The 14679-nt window shown below is 57.7% G+C and carries 15 protein-coding genes and 4 pseudogenes; 12 read left to right on the top strand and 7 right to left on the bottom strand.

All coding sequences use genetic code 11. The features are described from left to right. Nucleotides 1-407 (top strand): ATP-binding protein (locus J6525_RS44005; protein WP_225649314.1); only part of this gene is annotated, 407 nt, incomplete at its 5' end. 341 nt (nucleotides 408-748) lie between these two features. Here J6525_RS44005 and J6525_RS44000 read toward each other — a convergent pair. The 3 genes from J6525_RS44000 to J6525_RS43990 all read right to left on the bottom strand — a co-directional run bounded on the left by J6525_RS44000 (nucleotide 749) and on the right by J6525_RS43990 (nucleotide 4312). Further along, entirely contained in the window at nucleotides 749-1285 is a 537-nt protein-coding gene (locus J6525_RS44000) for a YfbU family protein (protein WP_225649313.1), read from the bottom strand. Nucleotides 1286-2361: 1076 nt separating this feature from the next. Then, nucleotides 2362-2985, bottom strand: coding sequence for a hypothetical protein (locus J6525_RS43995; RefSeq protein ID WP_225649312.1), 624 nt, complete (start codon nucleotides 2983-2985; stop codon nucleotides 2362-2364). Between the two features lie 493 nt (nucleotides 2986-3478). Next, the gene (locus J6525_RS43990) at nucleotides 3479-4312 is read right to left on the bottom strand and encodes an AAA family ATPase (RefSeq protein WP_225649316.1); all 834 of its coding nucleotides are present in this window, start codon (nucleotides 4310-4312) and stop codon (nucleotides 3479-3481) included. 81 nt (nucleotides 4313-4393) lie between these two features. On the opposite strand from J6525_RS43990, the pseudogene J6525_RS43985 reads away from it, so the two are divergent. The 8 genes and pseudogenes from J6525_RS43985 to J6525_RS47780 all read left to right on the top strand — a co-directional run. Beyond that, a pseudogene (locus tag J6525_RS43985) lies at nucleotides 4394-4762 on the top strand (IS66 family transposase); the annotation flags it as partial. Nucleotides 4763-4829: 67 nt separating this feature from the next. Continuing rightward, the gene (locus J6525_RS43980; RefSeq protein ID WP_225649311.1) at nucleotides 4830-5381 is read left to right on the top strand and encodes a UPF0149 family protein; all 552 of its coding nucleotides are present in this window, start codon (nucleotides 4830-4832) and stop codon (nucleotides 5379-5381) included. A gap of 34 nt (nucleotides 5382-5415) precedes the next feature. After that, a pseudogene (gene trbF, locus J6525_RS43975) lies at nucleotides 5416-5832 on the top strand (conjugal transfer protein TrbF); the annotation flags it as partial. A gap of 107 nt (nucleotides 5833-5939) precedes the next feature. Further along, nucleotides 5940-6847 (top strand): annotated as a pseudogene (trbG, locus tag J6525_RS43970) (P-type conjugative transfer protein TrbG). A gap of 231 nt (nucleotides 6848-7078) precedes the next feature. Beyond that, nucleotides 7079-7531, top strand: coding sequence for a TraB/TrbI/VirB10 family type IV secretion system protein (locus tag J6525_RS47790; protein WP_376708655.1), 453 nt, complete (start codon nucleotides 7079-7081; stop codon nucleotides 7529-7531). A gap of 42 nt (nucleotides 7532-7573) precedes the next feature. Further along, nucleotides 7574-7972, top strand: a pseudogene (locus tag J6525_RS47785) (TraB/TrbI/VirB10 family type IV secretion system protein); the annotation flags it as partial. Nucleotides 7973-8053: 81 nt separating this feature from the next. Further along, the gene (locus J6525_RS43960) at nucleotides 8054-8251 is read left to right on the top strand and encodes a DUF2274 domain-containing protein (RefSeq protein ID WP_249796372.1); all 198 of its coding nucleotides are present in this window, start codon (nucleotides 8054-8056) and stop codon (nucleotides 8249-8251) included. Next, the gene (locus tag J6525_RS47780) at nucleotides 8211-8297 is read left to right on the top strand and encodes a hypothetical protein (RefSeq protein WP_376708656.1); all 87 of its coding nucleotides are present in this window, start codon (nucleotides 8211-8213) and stop codon (nucleotides 8295-8297) included. Before J6525_RS43960 ends, J6525_RS47780 begins: the two co-directional genes overlap by 41 nt. Before the next feature lie 141 nt (nucleotides 8298-8438). Here J6525_RS47780 and J6525_RS43955 read toward each other — a convergent pair whose 3' ends face one another. From J6525_RS43955 to J6525_RS43945, 3 genes are all read right to left on the bottom strand, one after another. Continuing rightward, nucleotides 8439-9338: a TauD/TfdA dioxygenase family protein gene (locus J6525_RS43955; protein ID WP_225649310.1), complete on the bottom strand. Its 900-nt coding sequence runs from the start codon at nucleotides 9336-9338 to the stop codon at nucleotides 8439-8441. Nucleotides 9339-9609: 271 nt separating this feature from the next. Next, the gene (locus tag J6525_RS43950) at nucleotides 9610-10290 is read right to left on the bottom strand and encodes an HAD family hydrolase (RefSeq protein WP_225649309.1); all 681 of its coding nucleotides are present in this window, start codon (nucleotides 10288-10290) and stop codon (nucleotides 9610-9612) included. 684 nt (nucleotides 10291-10974) lie between these two features. Then, nucleotides 10975-11604, bottom strand: coding sequence for an FMN-binding negative transcriptional regulator (locus J6525_RS43945; protein WP_225649308.1), 630 nt, complete (start codon nucleotides 11602-11604; stop codon nucleotides 10975-10977). A 774-nt stretch (nucleotides 11605-12378) separates the two neighbouring features. On the opposite strand from J6525_RS43945, the gene J6525_RS43940 reads away from it, so the two are divergent. Next, the gene (locus J6525_RS43940; protein ID WP_057018885.1) at nucleotides 12379-12624 is read left to right on the top strand and encodes a hypothetical protein; all 246 of its coding nucleotides are present in this window, start codon (nucleotides 12379-12381) and stop codon (nucleotides 12622-12624) included. 71 nt (nucleotides 12625-12695) lie between these two features. On the opposite strand, the gene J6525_RS43935 is transcribed toward J6525_RS43940, so the two are convergent. Then, nucleotides 12696-12860 (bottom strand): hypothetical protein, encoded by a 165-nt coding sequence (locus tag J6525_RS43935; RefSeq protein WP_225649307.1) that lies wholly within the window; start codon nucleotides 12858-12860, stop codon nucleotides 12696-12698. Between the two features lie 410 nt (nucleotides 12861-13270). On the opposite strand from J6525_RS43935, the gene J6525_RS43930 reads away from it, so the two are divergent. Together J6525_RS43930 and J6525_RS43925 are read left to right on the top strand one after the other, a co-directional pair. Further along, nucleotides 13271-14341 carry a cytochrome-c peroxidase gene (locus J6525_RS43930; protein ID WP_225649315.1) on the top strand — a complete coding sequence of 357 codons (1071 nt, stop codon included), beginning with the start codon at nucleotides 13271-13273 and terminating at the stop codon, nucleotides 14339-14341. A 126-nt stretch (nucleotides 14342-14467) separates the two neighbouring features. Continuing rightward, nucleotides 14468-14679, top strand: a 212-nt coding sequence (locus tag J6525_RS43925; protein WP_225644121.1) for a hypothetical protein, incomplete at its 3' end; no start/stop codon positions are given.

The following is a 14679-nucleotide window of genomic DNA, read 5'->3' as shown; positions in this document are numbered from 1 at the left end:
GCTGGCTCGCCTCGGCGCTCGGCAACAAGGCCTGCCGCGACAATCGCTCCGTGCTCTATCAGCGTGTCCCGCGGCTGTTCACCGATCTCGCTTTGGCGCGCGGCGACGGCCGCCACCCGCGGCTCCTGCGGGCGCTCGGCCGCATCGATCTGCTCATCCTCGACGACTGGGGCCTCGAGCCGCTCGACGCCGCAGCCCGCCACGACCTCCTCGAGATCCTCGAGGACCGCTACGGCCGCCGCTCCACCACCGTCACCAGCCAGCTCCCCGTCGATCAATGGCACGCGCTGATCGGCGATCCCACCTACGCCGATGCCGTCCTCGACCGCCTGGTCCACAACGCCCACCGGATCGATCTCAACGGCGGGAGCCTGCGGCGAACCCGCAAACCCGATCGAAAGGCCTGAGCCAGTGGCGCTGTGGACATGCCGCTGCGCTTGGACAACGCAAAGAGCGTTGCCCACATGCCCACAGCAGACCAACAGCAGACGAAGAAGGGCCTCAAGCCGCGATTCAAGTTGACCCCGCGGCTTCACCGATGCCAAAAACCAAACAGCCAGAACGCCTCGCGCCCCGGGCGACATCAAATCGGAATGGTGGGCGAGATCATCTCGGAATCTGGGCGAGATCAAATCGGTACACCCGGGCGAGATCATCGGAATCCGCACATTCTTCGGGAATCTCGCCAAACCTCGCACAGGAGCCGGTTCGGCTCCGACGATCTCCAGCACATCCATGGACGCGCGGTTTAGCCACCTTTGAAGATGGCAATGATATCCTCTTTCGAAAATCTTCCCGTGCCGAGCTTTGTGCGCATCGGCAAATAGACCAGCATCTTGCGATATTGCGGGAGGGATGTCTGCGTGTGCGAGTTGTTCGTGGCGCCAGGAACATCCTTGAAGCGGTGCAGATCCTGGACGAGGTAGTTCGCAACTCCATAATGAGGATCATGGTTGCCGTCAAAGCCCGGGAACTCGTCGAGACCATGAGCGGCGAATCCAACATCGTCACGCACCTGCTTCTGCTCCGAGTGTTTCAGCTGCTGAAACTGGTACATGGTTGAGCTGAACATTTCCAGGATGTCGACTGTTTCCTTGACGACTGGATTGGGCTCCTCCGATCGCTCAAAGGGAATGCCGCTGAAGTGCCAATCGAAGCCCCACAGCTGATCGGCGTAGATCGTCTGCGCGACGAAATCGGGATCGACTTCACGTTCGCCTTGGAGGCGCTTCGAGATATCCGCGAGCATAAGGACGATCAGCTTTTCTCCATCGGTCATCTTCATGGCAACAAGTTCTCCGCACCAGCCGACTTAGATGCTCGGCTAAGGTTGCGACTTTAGGCCGACGGTTCTCAGCCGTTAAATCCGTTCGTCGTTTTGAGGCCCGGCGGCCAGCAGGTGAGGCTCCAGGAGCAACGGGCGCTCAGGCGCAGTGAGCAAGGATTGAACGTTTTGGTCCCATACCCAACGGCTGATTGGCGGGTGCCGCGCTCGGCGATCTCCTGCTGTTCCTTCAATAGCGCGAGCAATTTCTACGTAGTTCTTCGCCATCGCGGGATTCAAGGGTTCGCCGTAAAGATCTTCGCTCACACAGTCCTCCGTTTGAATATCAGAAACACGGAGCAACTTTAAACGGCGGCATTCAGGAGCGACAACCTACCTGATTGTACTTTACGTAGTCATCGAGACCAGACCGATTGGCGCGCCAATTGCCCGGGTTCGACTGAGCATAGTGCGACATCTCCCTGACTGAGAGACGGCAAACTGCGCTCAGCTGCCATGCGGCGGGTGCTGACTTCGAGATATCGGCGGCCAGCACGGATGGCTCGTTCGTTCGCCCGAGGACTTTGCCCGATCAGCCGCTGGAGCCGAGCCCTGCGCCACTCCTCAATGCGTCGCAGGCGCCTAAGCATCGTCGGCCGTAGTACAACGCTGATCCTCTTCTGGCTCGTCAATTAACTGCTCCTTTCGGGTTGTGAGCCTAACCGCAATCTGCGGCCCGGAGGGAAGAGGTTCCGGAATGCCAGGGTCCTGCTCACGGCCCGACCTTACGATCAGCGTCCCATTGGCTCCGGAATTGCAGGGGCACGGTAGATCGTAGGCGATGCTTCCCGAGGCGCAGCAAGATGCGTGGCTGGATAGTGACTGTCGCCATCAAGAAAGACGGCGGCGAAGATGAAGAGTACCGGCACGTAACTTACGCGGTTGGCTCTTTGCCGTTGAGGTAATATTCCGTTCGCCTCAAATAATATTGGGCGACCGTCCCTTTGCCGATACTCGCAACCATCGTGGCCTCCATGAGCGGAGGCCGATTTTCCCTGAGGAAGGACAGAGTAACTTTGGAAGCCAAAGTGAGCGCGTCAGCTCGTCACTTTGGCTTCCAAAGGCGACAAGAGATTCTTGCGGTTCAATGCCGTTGTAGAAGGCAAGACGGATCGATCGGACATCGACTGTCCGAACTTCAAATCTTGCCCTTCTGCATCCGTCACCGGCAGCTCGATGAGCAGAAAGGAAAGCACATCATGTGCGACCATGTGACCAAAATCATCCGCAAGGCCTGCGCGGAGCCGTTTTTCGGAAGGGCTCTGGTAGACCGCATTATCTGGCGTATCCGCCACCGTCTGGAAGTGGATCCGCAGCCGACGATCACGTTTGAGCTGTTCTTCGGTGAAGCCGCCGAACCGACCAACATCCGAGTGGCGTTCCTTCGTCAGGATTGGGAGCACCTGCTCAGCACACTCCAGATCGGCGACTGCGGCACCTGGAGTGAAGAGACGCTGCTCTATCGAGGTGACCTCTTCCATGTTTGCGCCAATGCCGCAGATAACGAGGTGCTCGTCATCTTCTGGTAATGGAGGCGGCCAGCGCGGTTTACCCGCGCTGGCCGCCTTTCGGCGCGCGACGCCGCAGATCGGCTGAATCCTTCTGCTAACCGCCAAACGCGCGTCCTGAGTAGGAAAAAACACCCGCTTGAGCTCGTTCACGATCGGACTCGTGATCCGCTCGGACACATCTGCCTCAGCTAGACGCCGCTTGTCTTCGCCCACTTCTCCCAAAAAGGAGCGTTCTCATGAACGCCAAGATCGCCTTCAAACTAACTGGCTCTGAGCCAGCTTCTGACGAGGATTCTCGTTCTGCACGTGCTGCGCAAGCTTGAAAGTGCACGACCCACTCCGGGCAAGCTCCCAGCCGTCCGGATCCTCGGACTGATCGACGTTCTGCTCGCTGAGGAGAACAACGGTTGTTTGGGATCTCGGTCGACCAACCCGGCCTTCGCATTGGCCGTCGCCCCGTAAGCTAGTCTAGACAGACTTAGAATCTCTAGTCCCAATGGCATATCGGCCGCAGGCAATTTAGAGCATCGAGCCACGCCCTGTGAATGTCAGTTTTGCCCGATGGCGAGACCGGCCTGCATGCAACTCGCGGTGCTTAGCCGTCGAGTGGGGATCGAGATCTGTCGATAGCCTTCGATCGATATCATGCCGGAAGCAGCCGGACACACTCTTCAACCACATATTCGGGAACGATTTCAAATCTGTTCGGATTGAGCTGCATCACATACTCGTTCTCAATATGATAGGACTCATTGATGAATTTCCTGATCACGTCGTGGTCGTGCTCGCTGCCCAGGATACGGAAGAGCTGAATCTTCTCATAACCGACACTGGTGGCGTGGAATTTGGCTTTGATTGTCGCTGCGCTCTTTGCGTCGGCGACTAGTACATCATAATCGAACCCCGGCAATTGCACGCAAATCTTGCTTTCGGCCTGGGCCCTTTCGGAAGCCGTCATAGGCCGGCTATCGGTCACGCTTTGGACCGTTGGAACATCTCGCCGCTTGAAGAGGCTTGCGAGAAGATTGTATTCCAGTCCCATATCGTCTTGCAGCTCGAACTGACGTCGAAGATAGATGGCCTGGATGAGAGGATCGCTCAGCGTCGCAATGTTATCCTTGCAGATCTTTGCAAAGGTCTGGATGTCGTCCCGCTGTATCGGCACCTCGCTGATCACGCCAGCGCGAGACGACAGAAACGCGGCGGACGGTCGGGCTGCCTGAAAGACGCTGCTTGTGCTCTTGATGACATCAATCGCCGGCTCGATGTCATGCGTCAGCATCAGCGTCGTCTTGTTTCTCAGGCTTGCTTTTCCTCGGAACAGTTCGTCGAGGATGGCAAATTTCTTGTTCTTGTCGAACGAGGAGATGGGATCGTCGAGCACCACCAAGTCCGGCTTTTCACTGAGGACCTGGTACATGAACAGCACCAGTGCGAACGCGTTTTTCTCGCCATAACTCAGGTGCCGGGACGCCATCTCGATATGGCCGTCAACGTCCCGATGCACATGCTTCATCTTGTATGAATCGGGTTCCGGGACAATCTCGACTGAGTCGGCCAGCTCTTCTCCCAATCGAAGCTGGCGGAGGCCATCAACTACGCACTCAATCACTGGGACGGGTTGACGCTGTTTCTCCGCGACGGCCGTGTCGAAGTTGACAGCAACACAGTCGAGCGTTCCATGCGCGCGATTGCGATGGGAAGACGCAACTCATTGTTCAGCGGCAGCGAAGGCGGCGCCGAGAGCTGGGCGATCCTGGCGTCGCTCGTGAACACGGCAAAACTCCATGAGCTCGACCCGCAGGCCTACCTGACCGATGTGCTGGAGCGCATCGTGTCCGGGCGAACCAAGAGCCATCAGCTGCACGAGCTGCTCGCCTGGAACTGGAAGGCGGCGCGCCGGCATACACCGCAGGCAGCGGCATGAGCCCACGTCGCCATAAGGCAGGATCGTCGATGGCGTCAGCCGCGATGTCGCTCGCGGAGCTCGAGCGATGGCTCCAGGATCGCGTCGATCGCCATCCTGCCGCCACCAGCATTCCCATGCTCGACGGCTATACCGCCGCGATCGTGGCCGGACCGGTGTCGATGAGCCCGCTCGATGGATCTGCCCGCTGCTCGCGATCGATGCCGACGCTTTCAACCATGGCGGCACGCCGGAGTTCGCCGCGATCTCCGCCGTCGCGCTGCGCCACAACGACATCAGCAACACCCTCTCGACTGCCCCCGATCGGTTCGAGCCGATGCACCGGCGCGACCCCAGCGGCAACATCGATGCGCATCCCTGGTGCCAGGGTTTCTATGCTGCGATGCGGCTCAGACTGTCGGCGTGGGCGCCGTTGCTCGACGTCAACAACGTCAATCACGGCCTGCTGCTGCCCATCCTGCTGCATTGTCGCGACGATCAGGCCCGTCCGCTGCTCGGACCGCCACGAAGCGGTCGCAAAACCGAGGATTTCCTCCGTAACGCCTACCTCGATATCCCAGCCATCGTCGAGGCGCTGCGCCAGCACTGGATGCCCATCCGCTACGCCCGCGACCGCTAATCATCGCGGACGTGGGAGCTCATACCGGTTACGCTATCAACCTACTGACGCTCAGATCGCTTACCATCTGGCGCGCTTCATTGAGGATGTCAGAGGCCTGCCAGCCGACGGCATCGTTCTGCGCCAGAATTGGCTCCGGGCCTATGATTTCGCGACGGATCGTGGCGCGGCTGCACTGAACGACTATGCGCGCACCAATGACCCCTTCGCCAAGTTGGGCAAGGCCCAAACCTCGGTGGATGTCTCGAGCGTCATTCGCGCGTCGTCGGAGAGCTTTCGGGTCGCCTGGACTCAACGCACCTACGACAACGGTTCGTTGAGCTCGACCGAGCGCTGGACTGCAATTCTCTCGATTGTAATCGAGACGCCGCGCGATGCCGAACGACTGCGCAAGAATCCCCTTGGGGTCTATGTCCGCGCCATCAACTGGTCAAAGGAGTTGAGTCAGTGACCAAGACGCCGTCTGACGTTTATTCGAAGCACCCTATCGTGCACAGTGGGTTCAATTCAAGTCGGTCCGACTTGGTGACCGCGAAGTGAGCATTTCTACCTGCTCTTCTGTTTTGTTCATCGGCGCTCGGTGGGTGCGCGACCTACATACCGCCGCAGATCAGCTATGATGCGGAAGTTCCTTCGATGCCAGCATCGCCAGCGCCTCTGGACGACAAGTCACACCGCTACACGTTCCGCCCCTTTGGAAGCCGGCTCTCGGCGGCAAGGCGGCCGGGAAGGAAGAGCCTGAACCCGTGAGCCGGATTGAGACGGCAAACAGCGCAGCCCGGGTCGAACCGCGCAAGCGGGGGTATTTCAACGCAGCGCAGATCTCTGCCTACAGCCCCGGGGCGCTTTATCAGATCTACGCCGCACCGGGGCAGATTACGGATATAGCGCTTGAGGAGGGAGAGCAACTGACCGGATCTGGGCCGATCGCCGCCGGAGATACTGTGCGCTGGGTCGTTGGCGATACCGAGAGCGGAAGCGGCGATACGCGCCGGGTCCATATCCTCGTCAAGCCGACCCGCGCATCGATCGAGACCAATCTTGTAGTCAATACAGACCGCCGCACCTACCTGATCGAGCTCCGCTCGCGCGAGCGGCCTTATATGCCATCGGTTGCCTGGTACTATCCGGAAACAATACGCGAACGATCGCGTGCAGTCGCTCTGAGACCCATCCTTCCGGAGTTCGCGCAACGCATTTCCCGCTACGTCCCGCCGTGGCGGCCGCTGACCGTCTATGACGACGGCCGCAAGGTCTATGTCGAATTCCCTCAAGGCATCGTGCAAGGCGAGATGCCACCACTCTTTATCATTGGTTCAGACGGCAAGACCGAACTTGCCAATTACCGCGCCTACGGCAACCTCCTGATCGTCGATCGGCTGTTTGCGGCTGCCGAACTGCGGCTCGGCGGTGAGCACCAGCAGAAAGTCAGGATTGTCAGGAAAGACGGGAGGCCGTCGTCATGAGGACGGAAACGATGGCGATCAGGCAATTCTGCCGCAGGCACGAGACAAGCAATCCGGAAGTTTCCGATTGAGAGCTGAGCATCCGCGCGTGACACGGTTATCGCGGAAGGTCCTGGCTGGCGGGAGCGCGGTTGTCATGCTCGTCATTGGCGGAACTGTTTTATGGTCGCTGCAGAGTAACCGCCCCTAAACAGGGCGGCTGAGGAGCTTTACAGCACAGACCATCATAATGTGGCCGACGGGATCGCGGCGCTGCCGAAGGACTACACGGGCGCTCCACGCCAATCGATTCCGCAGCTCGGTCCGCCACTCCCTGGAGATCTTGGACGGCCGATCCTTGCTGCTCAGGGACGGTCGCCAACCATCGGCTCAGATCCAGAACAGCAGCGCCGAGACCAAGAGACTGAAGCAGCCCGCATCAGCCGCTTGTTCGCTGCGAACAATGGTGGCGAAATGCGCGCGCCCGCCGCTGCGGCCGCTGGAACCGACCGCGTCGCGTCTCCAGCCGCGACGAACTCTGCCGATGACGGATCGGCGCAGAACGGTCAGGACCGGAAGCTTGCCTTCGCGAACGCTTCTGTGGATCGTCGCACGGTCAGCCCGGACCGCATCAGCGGGCCGGCTTCGCCATACATCGTGCAGGCTGGGACGATCATTCCGGGAGCCCTAATCACCGGGATGTGATCAGACCTCCCAGGTCCGGTCACAGCGCAGGTAACCGAGAATATCTTTGACACGCCGACAGGCCGCTTTCTGCTTGTTCCGCAGGGAGCTCGTCTAATCGGGATCTACGATAGTCAGGTTACTTTCGGCCAGTCACGTGTCTTGCTCGTCTGGACCCGACTGATCATGCCAAATGGACGCTCCATCGTTCTCGAGCGGCAGCCTGGCGCTGACACCGCTGGATATGCGGGCCTTGAAGACAGGTCGACAATCACTGGGGCGAACTGTTCAAGGCTGCGGCACTATCGACGCTTCTAGCTAGCGGTTGGGACGGAACTAGGCGCGGGCTCCGACACAAATAGCAACGACAGCGCAATTATCCAAGCATTGCGACACGGGGCCTCCGACTCACTGAATCAAACGGGACAGCAGGTCGTTCGCCGCAGTCTCGGCATCCAGCCTACCCTGACCGTGCGACCTGGCTTTCCGGTTCGTGTTCTGGTCAATCGTGACCTCATACTTGCGCCGTATGGAAGTGACAACATGCCAAAGCTCAAAATAGCAAAGCTTCCAGACGATAAGCCGGTCAAAGTGAGTACGGAGCTGCCGGCGGCCGTGCATCGTGACCTCATTGCATATGCAGAAGCCCTTAGGCGTCAAGGTGGTCAAGCGGTCGAACCGACTAAGCTCATCGCCCCACATGTTGGCGCGCTTTATGGCCACGGATCGAGGGTTTTCTAAGCTGAAACGTGAGGTCCACGTACCGGCCGCTGGCGAAGGGAAGTGATGCCCAAGGTTTCTCGAAGCTTTCGCTGGACGCTAAATAGTTGCGATGTCAACTTAGGGTTGCCATTAGCGTTCCCAGCCCCAAACAACTCCGGTAGCCAGGCTTTTGTCCACTTTCGGATGCGAGGGCGCTGGTGGTTGATCACTTCGTGCGCGTTACGCTTCTCCGGCCATCCACGCTGACGGGCACGTCACCATCGATCGTGGCCCGACGTACGACGCGATGCTGATCCCCGTAATCATTGACCGCGTAATGCTGTGTTGCGCGGTTATCCCATATCGCGATATCGCCCTCTAACCAATTCCACCGCACAGTGTTTTCGGGCGCGGTGATATGAGACTGGAACAGCTCGAACAGCTTTTGTCCGTCGTATTTGGGCACCCCAATAAAGTGCTTCACCAAGACGCCGAGCACTAGCGTCCGCTCGCCTGTTTCGGGATGGACACGCACGACGGGATGCTCAGTCTCAAAGGTCCTGCTGGTGAACACATTGTCAAAGTGTTTCTTGTCGACGTCACGGACGCGCGCGATCCCAGCGTAATCGAAAACGTTGCTGTGAACAGCCCATAGCTCATCGGCAAGCCGTTGTAGCGGCGGCGGCAGGTCAAGGTAAGCGGCAGCTGTGTTCGACCACACGGTATCGCCTCCGAACGTTGGCATGACAACGGCTCGCAAGACTAAAATCTTGGGATAGGCTTCGGCGAAGGTCCCGTCGGCATGCCAAACATCGGCGCGACCGCCGCCGCGAGTGGAGTCCAGTTCGAGGAGCGACGCCGTTCCCTTGGTAGCACCGAGCATTGGATGCGGCACTAGCTTTCCGAGACGAGCGGCAAAGCGCTCCTGCTCGGCATCGTTGAGATGTCCTTGATTGCGAAAGAAGATTACCTTGTGCTCGAGCAACAAGCTGTTAATCGCGGCGATCGTGTGGTCCGGTAGATCGCCCGATAGCCTGATATTTTTGACTTCGGCACCGATGCGCGCTGCGCGTTTCACAATATCGCCGCTCGGAATGACGTCACCGATCAAAGCCGCTGTGCTCATGTCGTTTTTCCAAGGCCTTTCAGTTTCTTGCCCGCCCCTTGGTAACGAATGATCTGCAGCAAGCATCATGCCAGGCGAAAGACCGAACATGTAGCGCCAGATGGCACTAATCGGATCGCGATATCTGACACGAGCTATCGGACTTGATCCGCGGTTCGACCGAGTAAAAGAACTCGGTTTCGATCTCACCCTTCGAATATCATCGGATCGTGAAGACGAAGCGGATAGCAGCGGGCGAACGGCGGGTCTTCAGCTGTGTTCCTATGGTCACTTAACTGCGCTGAATAATGCAATGCTTTTGCAAAACCGGCAATAATTCATGATGGTCATGAATCATGTAGTCGGGCCCTGCGGCGCACAGGCGCGCTTCGGAAACAAATCCTCCCGTGATTGATACGTTAATAAGACCGAGATTGCGGGCAATCTCAGTCTCAACTGGCATGTCACCTACGATGACGGTCCTTTCTGGGGATAGATCATTGGCCTGCATATACAAACGCAGCCGCTCTTCCTTGCTCATGCTCCTAAACTGGGTCGCGCGGCTCTCAAATGCCAAGATATCCCTAACTTGAGTCTTAATTCCGAGTCTTCGCACTTGTGTGCGGATCGGTTCAACAATGTGATTGCTAACGATGACGGTTTGAACTGATCTCTGATCAAGAGCGAGCAAAACGTTTCGTGCGCCCTTACGTAGGGCAGCGTTGCGCGCCAAAAATTCGTAGGCATCGTGAAAAATGGCGCCGTCGTTACTATTCACGACTTCGATTTCATCTTCCGACATGTCTAGGTTGCGGAAAAGAGCCGAAAGAGGGAGTTCGAACTCCTCTCGAAGCCCGTGCATATCGACGGTTGCGCGACCGAAGCGGCTCAAAATTGCATTAATGGTTTGCAGCACGGCATTGGCATCATCGAGCAGCGTGCCATTCCAGTCGAATACAACGGCGGATTTCATGCGTGAACCTAGACAAAGTAATCGTGCGATATTCTCGTGTTCGAGACTGGCTGTTTTGTTGGTCCGGTGCGGTCCTAGTGGGTTAGGCCCATACAGAATTGTCAGGGGAGCAACGCGCGCCAGTGCGCTCAACGGGAGGACCGTGATTCCGAGGCGAGATGGAGGCGGAGAGCGTGAGCATTGCTTTGACGGCTCTATTTCTGGATCGATTTGCTTGAAGCAATGGTCATGCCAGCCGGCCATCAAGGCCGAATGGGCTTTCGACGGTCTGAACGCGTGCTAGGCGCGCTGTATTGGACCCGACACGAGATTATGCCTCTGTCAGAATACGGACAAGAGTCGACAAGGCGCGGTAAGTGCGAGCCGACTGACTCGTTCGTGAAATTCGGGCGCAGCTGATGCGGGTAGTCACTCCGTGATCTGTCTGGCTAGTGAGGCGAATGGGCTTCTACCTGAGTCGCTAAGTCCGAAAGTCGGGGGCTTCAACGACTTTCCATTGAAAGGACTGGAGCCAATGCTCAATTTTCACCCATCCTATCTGGCGCCAGCAACCACTGATGCGACGAGGCAAAAAATTAGCGGCGCAACGGCGAGACTGATGCCGCTGTTCGCCGTGAGAACTGCACATGTAAGGTCGCTATGTGTCGACCGCCACTGTTGGTAACGGCCATGCATATTATCGTCTCAGGCCTGAACCAGGATAAGAGGTGCAACTTCCTGGTCCCGCGCCTGTTTGCTCGCGGCTAGGCCGGTGGCGACACCAATGCGGTCAGGCATGGGGCGATTTTGGCTCATCTTGCGCTTGCTTTCGACCCTGGTGATCGGGATGCGCACGCCGACGATTTCACGCAACTGGGCGGCAATGAAATCCACGGGAGCATCGCTGACGGCCCAAGGCGTCGCACGTGACGTTTCATGGATATTCGTCAGGCGCGTCACGATCTCGAGCAGGCGATCGGGATCGTCGAAGAACTCAATCGGCCCATGGGCATGGACCGCGATGTAATTCCATGTCGGCACCACATGCTCAGCTTGTCGTTTACTGGGATACCAGGCTGGCGTCACGTAAGCTTCCGGGCCAGTAAAGATCGCCATCGCATCTCCGATCGTGGCGGTGCGCCATTGCGGATTGCGCTTCGCAAGGTGCCCGTACAGCGTGCCATGCTCGCCTTCACTCTCATCGAGGAAGAGCGGAAGTGGCGTCGCAAGGGGCCCGCCCGACGTGGCCGTGATCAGGTTGGCCAATCGGGCGCAGCGGATTGTCGCTCGAATGTTCTCAAGGTCGTCATCTCGAAAGGGGCATGGTATGTACATTGAAGGCTCTCGGTTGGAGGTCGTCGAGATAAACCCAGGTCAATATGCGAGAAAACTGCCAGTTTCAGTCGGCCCCTTGGAGGTTCGCCGTTGGATCCGCCCGCCTTGCTCGTGGCTTGGCCGCCTCGTGATCGCCCGCTGACGTGCTCCTGGGGCCGTGATGTAACCGAGCAAGGCAATTAAGACGCGACAGTCCGGTTCCATCGGGGCGCTCGCTTTCATTCGCCGCTCTGAACATCTGAGTTTCCTCGGACAAGCGAGCCGGACTGCTGCTTACCCATTGGTGCGTGCCACGTTCAACTTGGAACCTGCTAACAGCCGGCTTACTGAGAGCAGAGCGGACGGCGGTGCTGATAACTTTCCATCTGGCTGCGCTGACAACTCCCTCAACGCCACCTCGATATCTCTTATGGCACTTGCCGTGGGCGAACTTTATGAATGTCGGAGCTTGATCTAATCGAGCTGAAGTGCGGGAGGGACAACCCGTTATAGACGATGGTCTATTTTATTTAAGCCACAGTGTGTTCGAGGCGAAGGGGTGTCATGAGCGAGTTTAATTTCAGCGCAGGAAGCGTTCTGTTCGGCCTTTGCTTATCGCGATTGCGGCAATCCTTTTGTTTTTCTGATCACGTTCAATCATCGGCCATCCGCTGTTCGATTGTCACTCCCTCGCGTCCGCCAAACCTTGGTATACGCCGACGCCGCTAAGACGGCCTTGCTCCGTTCCGTTACTGGAGTTAACGCTGGGCCATTGGTTTGGCTTAAGGGTATGCAGTGAGCGAAGTTCGCGAATTTATCGACTTCTGGATCGAGAATAGCGTTCATGCCGTCGAGCAGTATCGGACTCCCGGCGCGTCGCAGGATGTGGCCGAACTCACTCAGCGCCTTGTCGAGGCAGCCAAAGAGCAGGATATTTCTGAAGCCGACTTGCAGGCTGAGATGAACGATATCTCTGAGTACATTGGAGAGCGACTCAGGGCTGCAAACAGGGCTGAGCGCGAACGGCGCACGCCCACCTAGGAGAGCGAAGTCCGCTTACCTACCAGCCGGTAAACCGGCTCAATGCGACGTTCCTCAACATCCGCCGCTGCTCAGCCATCAAGCTGCCACCATCCGATTACGCCCTTGAGGGACATCATGGCATTGAGGTTCTTAATGGCGGTGTTGCGCTCGCTCAGTTGCCGCGTAATTTTGCCGTCTACCCGCTTGAAAAACCCGAACGGCGTTACACGAGAGTTGCCGTGCAAGGCCAACATTGTGAATTGTTCCGGGGGTCGTCAGCTTATCGACAGCTAAGGCCCATAGCATGGGAAGGTCTCTAGCTAGACTGACAAGTCCGGCTTGATTTGCCTAGATCTGGCAGAGGAGGATCGGATGGATTGCTTTGACAATATCAACAGCTTCGACGACCCAGATCTCACGCAGACGTCTTTGCGCCGGCAGCAAGTGCTGGGGTGGGCGAATGAGGCTGGGTGTTTGACGATCCTGGATCAAAACCGCTGTAGTTGACCGCCTCTTCATTGTTCGTCGGTGGCACCCCAGACGGCCGGCTTCGAGAGCTGCCGTTGCGGCGTCTTCCTTCTGGTGGAGCTGTGTCTTTCCTCGAGTGTGGCCGCATGCAGCTTTTTGGCCGTTTCCGGCATCTATGAAATTGGTAATGCAAGCAATGAAGAAATCAGCGATACGAGAGCTTTCCCTGGTCTACAAAGTGTGCGTTCTGAGCATTGGGGTCCTGGTCTCCTCAGCAGCGGGCGCAACTGACGATTTGATGAGCGCTGCCAGGGAGGCTTTCAAACCGATTCCTTCGGTCGTCCCTGCGATAAAGGACAACACAGTCACCCACGAAAAGGTCGAACTTGGCAAGACGCTGTTCTTCGATCCGAGGCTATCGGCAAGCGGGATCATTAGCTGCAATACGTGCCATAACCTTGGCGCGGGCGGCGTAGATGCCGGTCCAACGTCAGTGGGTCATGGCTGGCAGCGAGGTCCACGTCGGGCACCTACCGTCTATAACGCAGTATTCAATGTGGCGCAGTTCTGGGATGGGCGCGCGGCAGATCTCAAGGCGCAAGCCACAGGCCCCATCCAGGCGAGTGTCGAAATGAATGCCACGCCGGACAGGGTACTCAACACGTTGAATTCGATGACCGACTATGTCGTCATGTTCCAGAAAGCGTTCCCGAATGAGGCGAGGCCCGTCACCTTTGACAATTCCGCCAAGGCGATCGAGGCTTTCGAAGCGACTCTGATTACACCTGCTGCCCCGTTTGATCAGTACCTGAAGGGCGATGAGCATGCTCTCGATGATCAGCAGAAGGCGGGACTAAAGCTATTCATGGAAAAAGGATGCTCGTCTTGCCACAATGGAATCAACGTCGGTGGACAGGATTACTTCCCGTTCGGCGTGGTTGAAAGGCCGGACGGAACGCTGCTGCCATCCGCCGACAAGGGCCGTTTTGCGGTTACCAAGGTAGCCAGCGACGAATACGTTTTCCGCGCCGCGCCGTTGCGCAACGTCGCGTTGCGGGCACCGTACTTCCATTCGGGCCAGGCCTGGAGCCTTAAGCAAGCGGTTGGCGTGATGAGTGAGACCCAGCTCGGCGCGAAGCTCAGCGATAAAGAGGAAAACGACATTGTAGCGTTTCTAAATTCGTTAACTGGGCAGCTGCCAAAGATCGAATATCCGAGACTGCCCACGCGTAGCGATGCGACGCCACGGCCCTCTCTAGACAAATAGGGCCACCGATAAGCCGGATGCCGTGCGTCCTTGGTTCAATCGTCGTCCGTGAAGAATGCGGATTGACTTGAGAAATAAGCAGAATTGGTCTTGATGTAGTATTCGATTTTGCAGGAAAGCGGGGTATTGGACCTCGCTTTCTTGCGTTTTAGGTTTTGCTTTTGGGTGATTCGTGATTCCCTGACAGCGTCGTCGACATTGGGGAATGCGATGAGCAAGCCGCGGGATGATCGCCAGAAAGACCTGTTGCTTCCGGCGCTTGATCAGATCATCGACATGGGTCATCCGCTGGTGCGGTTGGCAGCGCTGATCGACTGGAACATCCTGAATGAGCGCTT

It is taken from the genome of Bradyrhizobium australafricanum (assembly GCF_020329495.1).
GTDB classification, from domain to species: Bacteria; Pseudomonadota; Alphaproteobacteria; order Rhizobiales; family Xanthobacteraceae; genus Bradyrhizobium; species Bradyrhizobium australafricanum.
The sequence above is the reverse complement of the archived record's forward strand: the minus strand, read 5'-3'. Positions and strand labels throughout refer to the sequence as shown.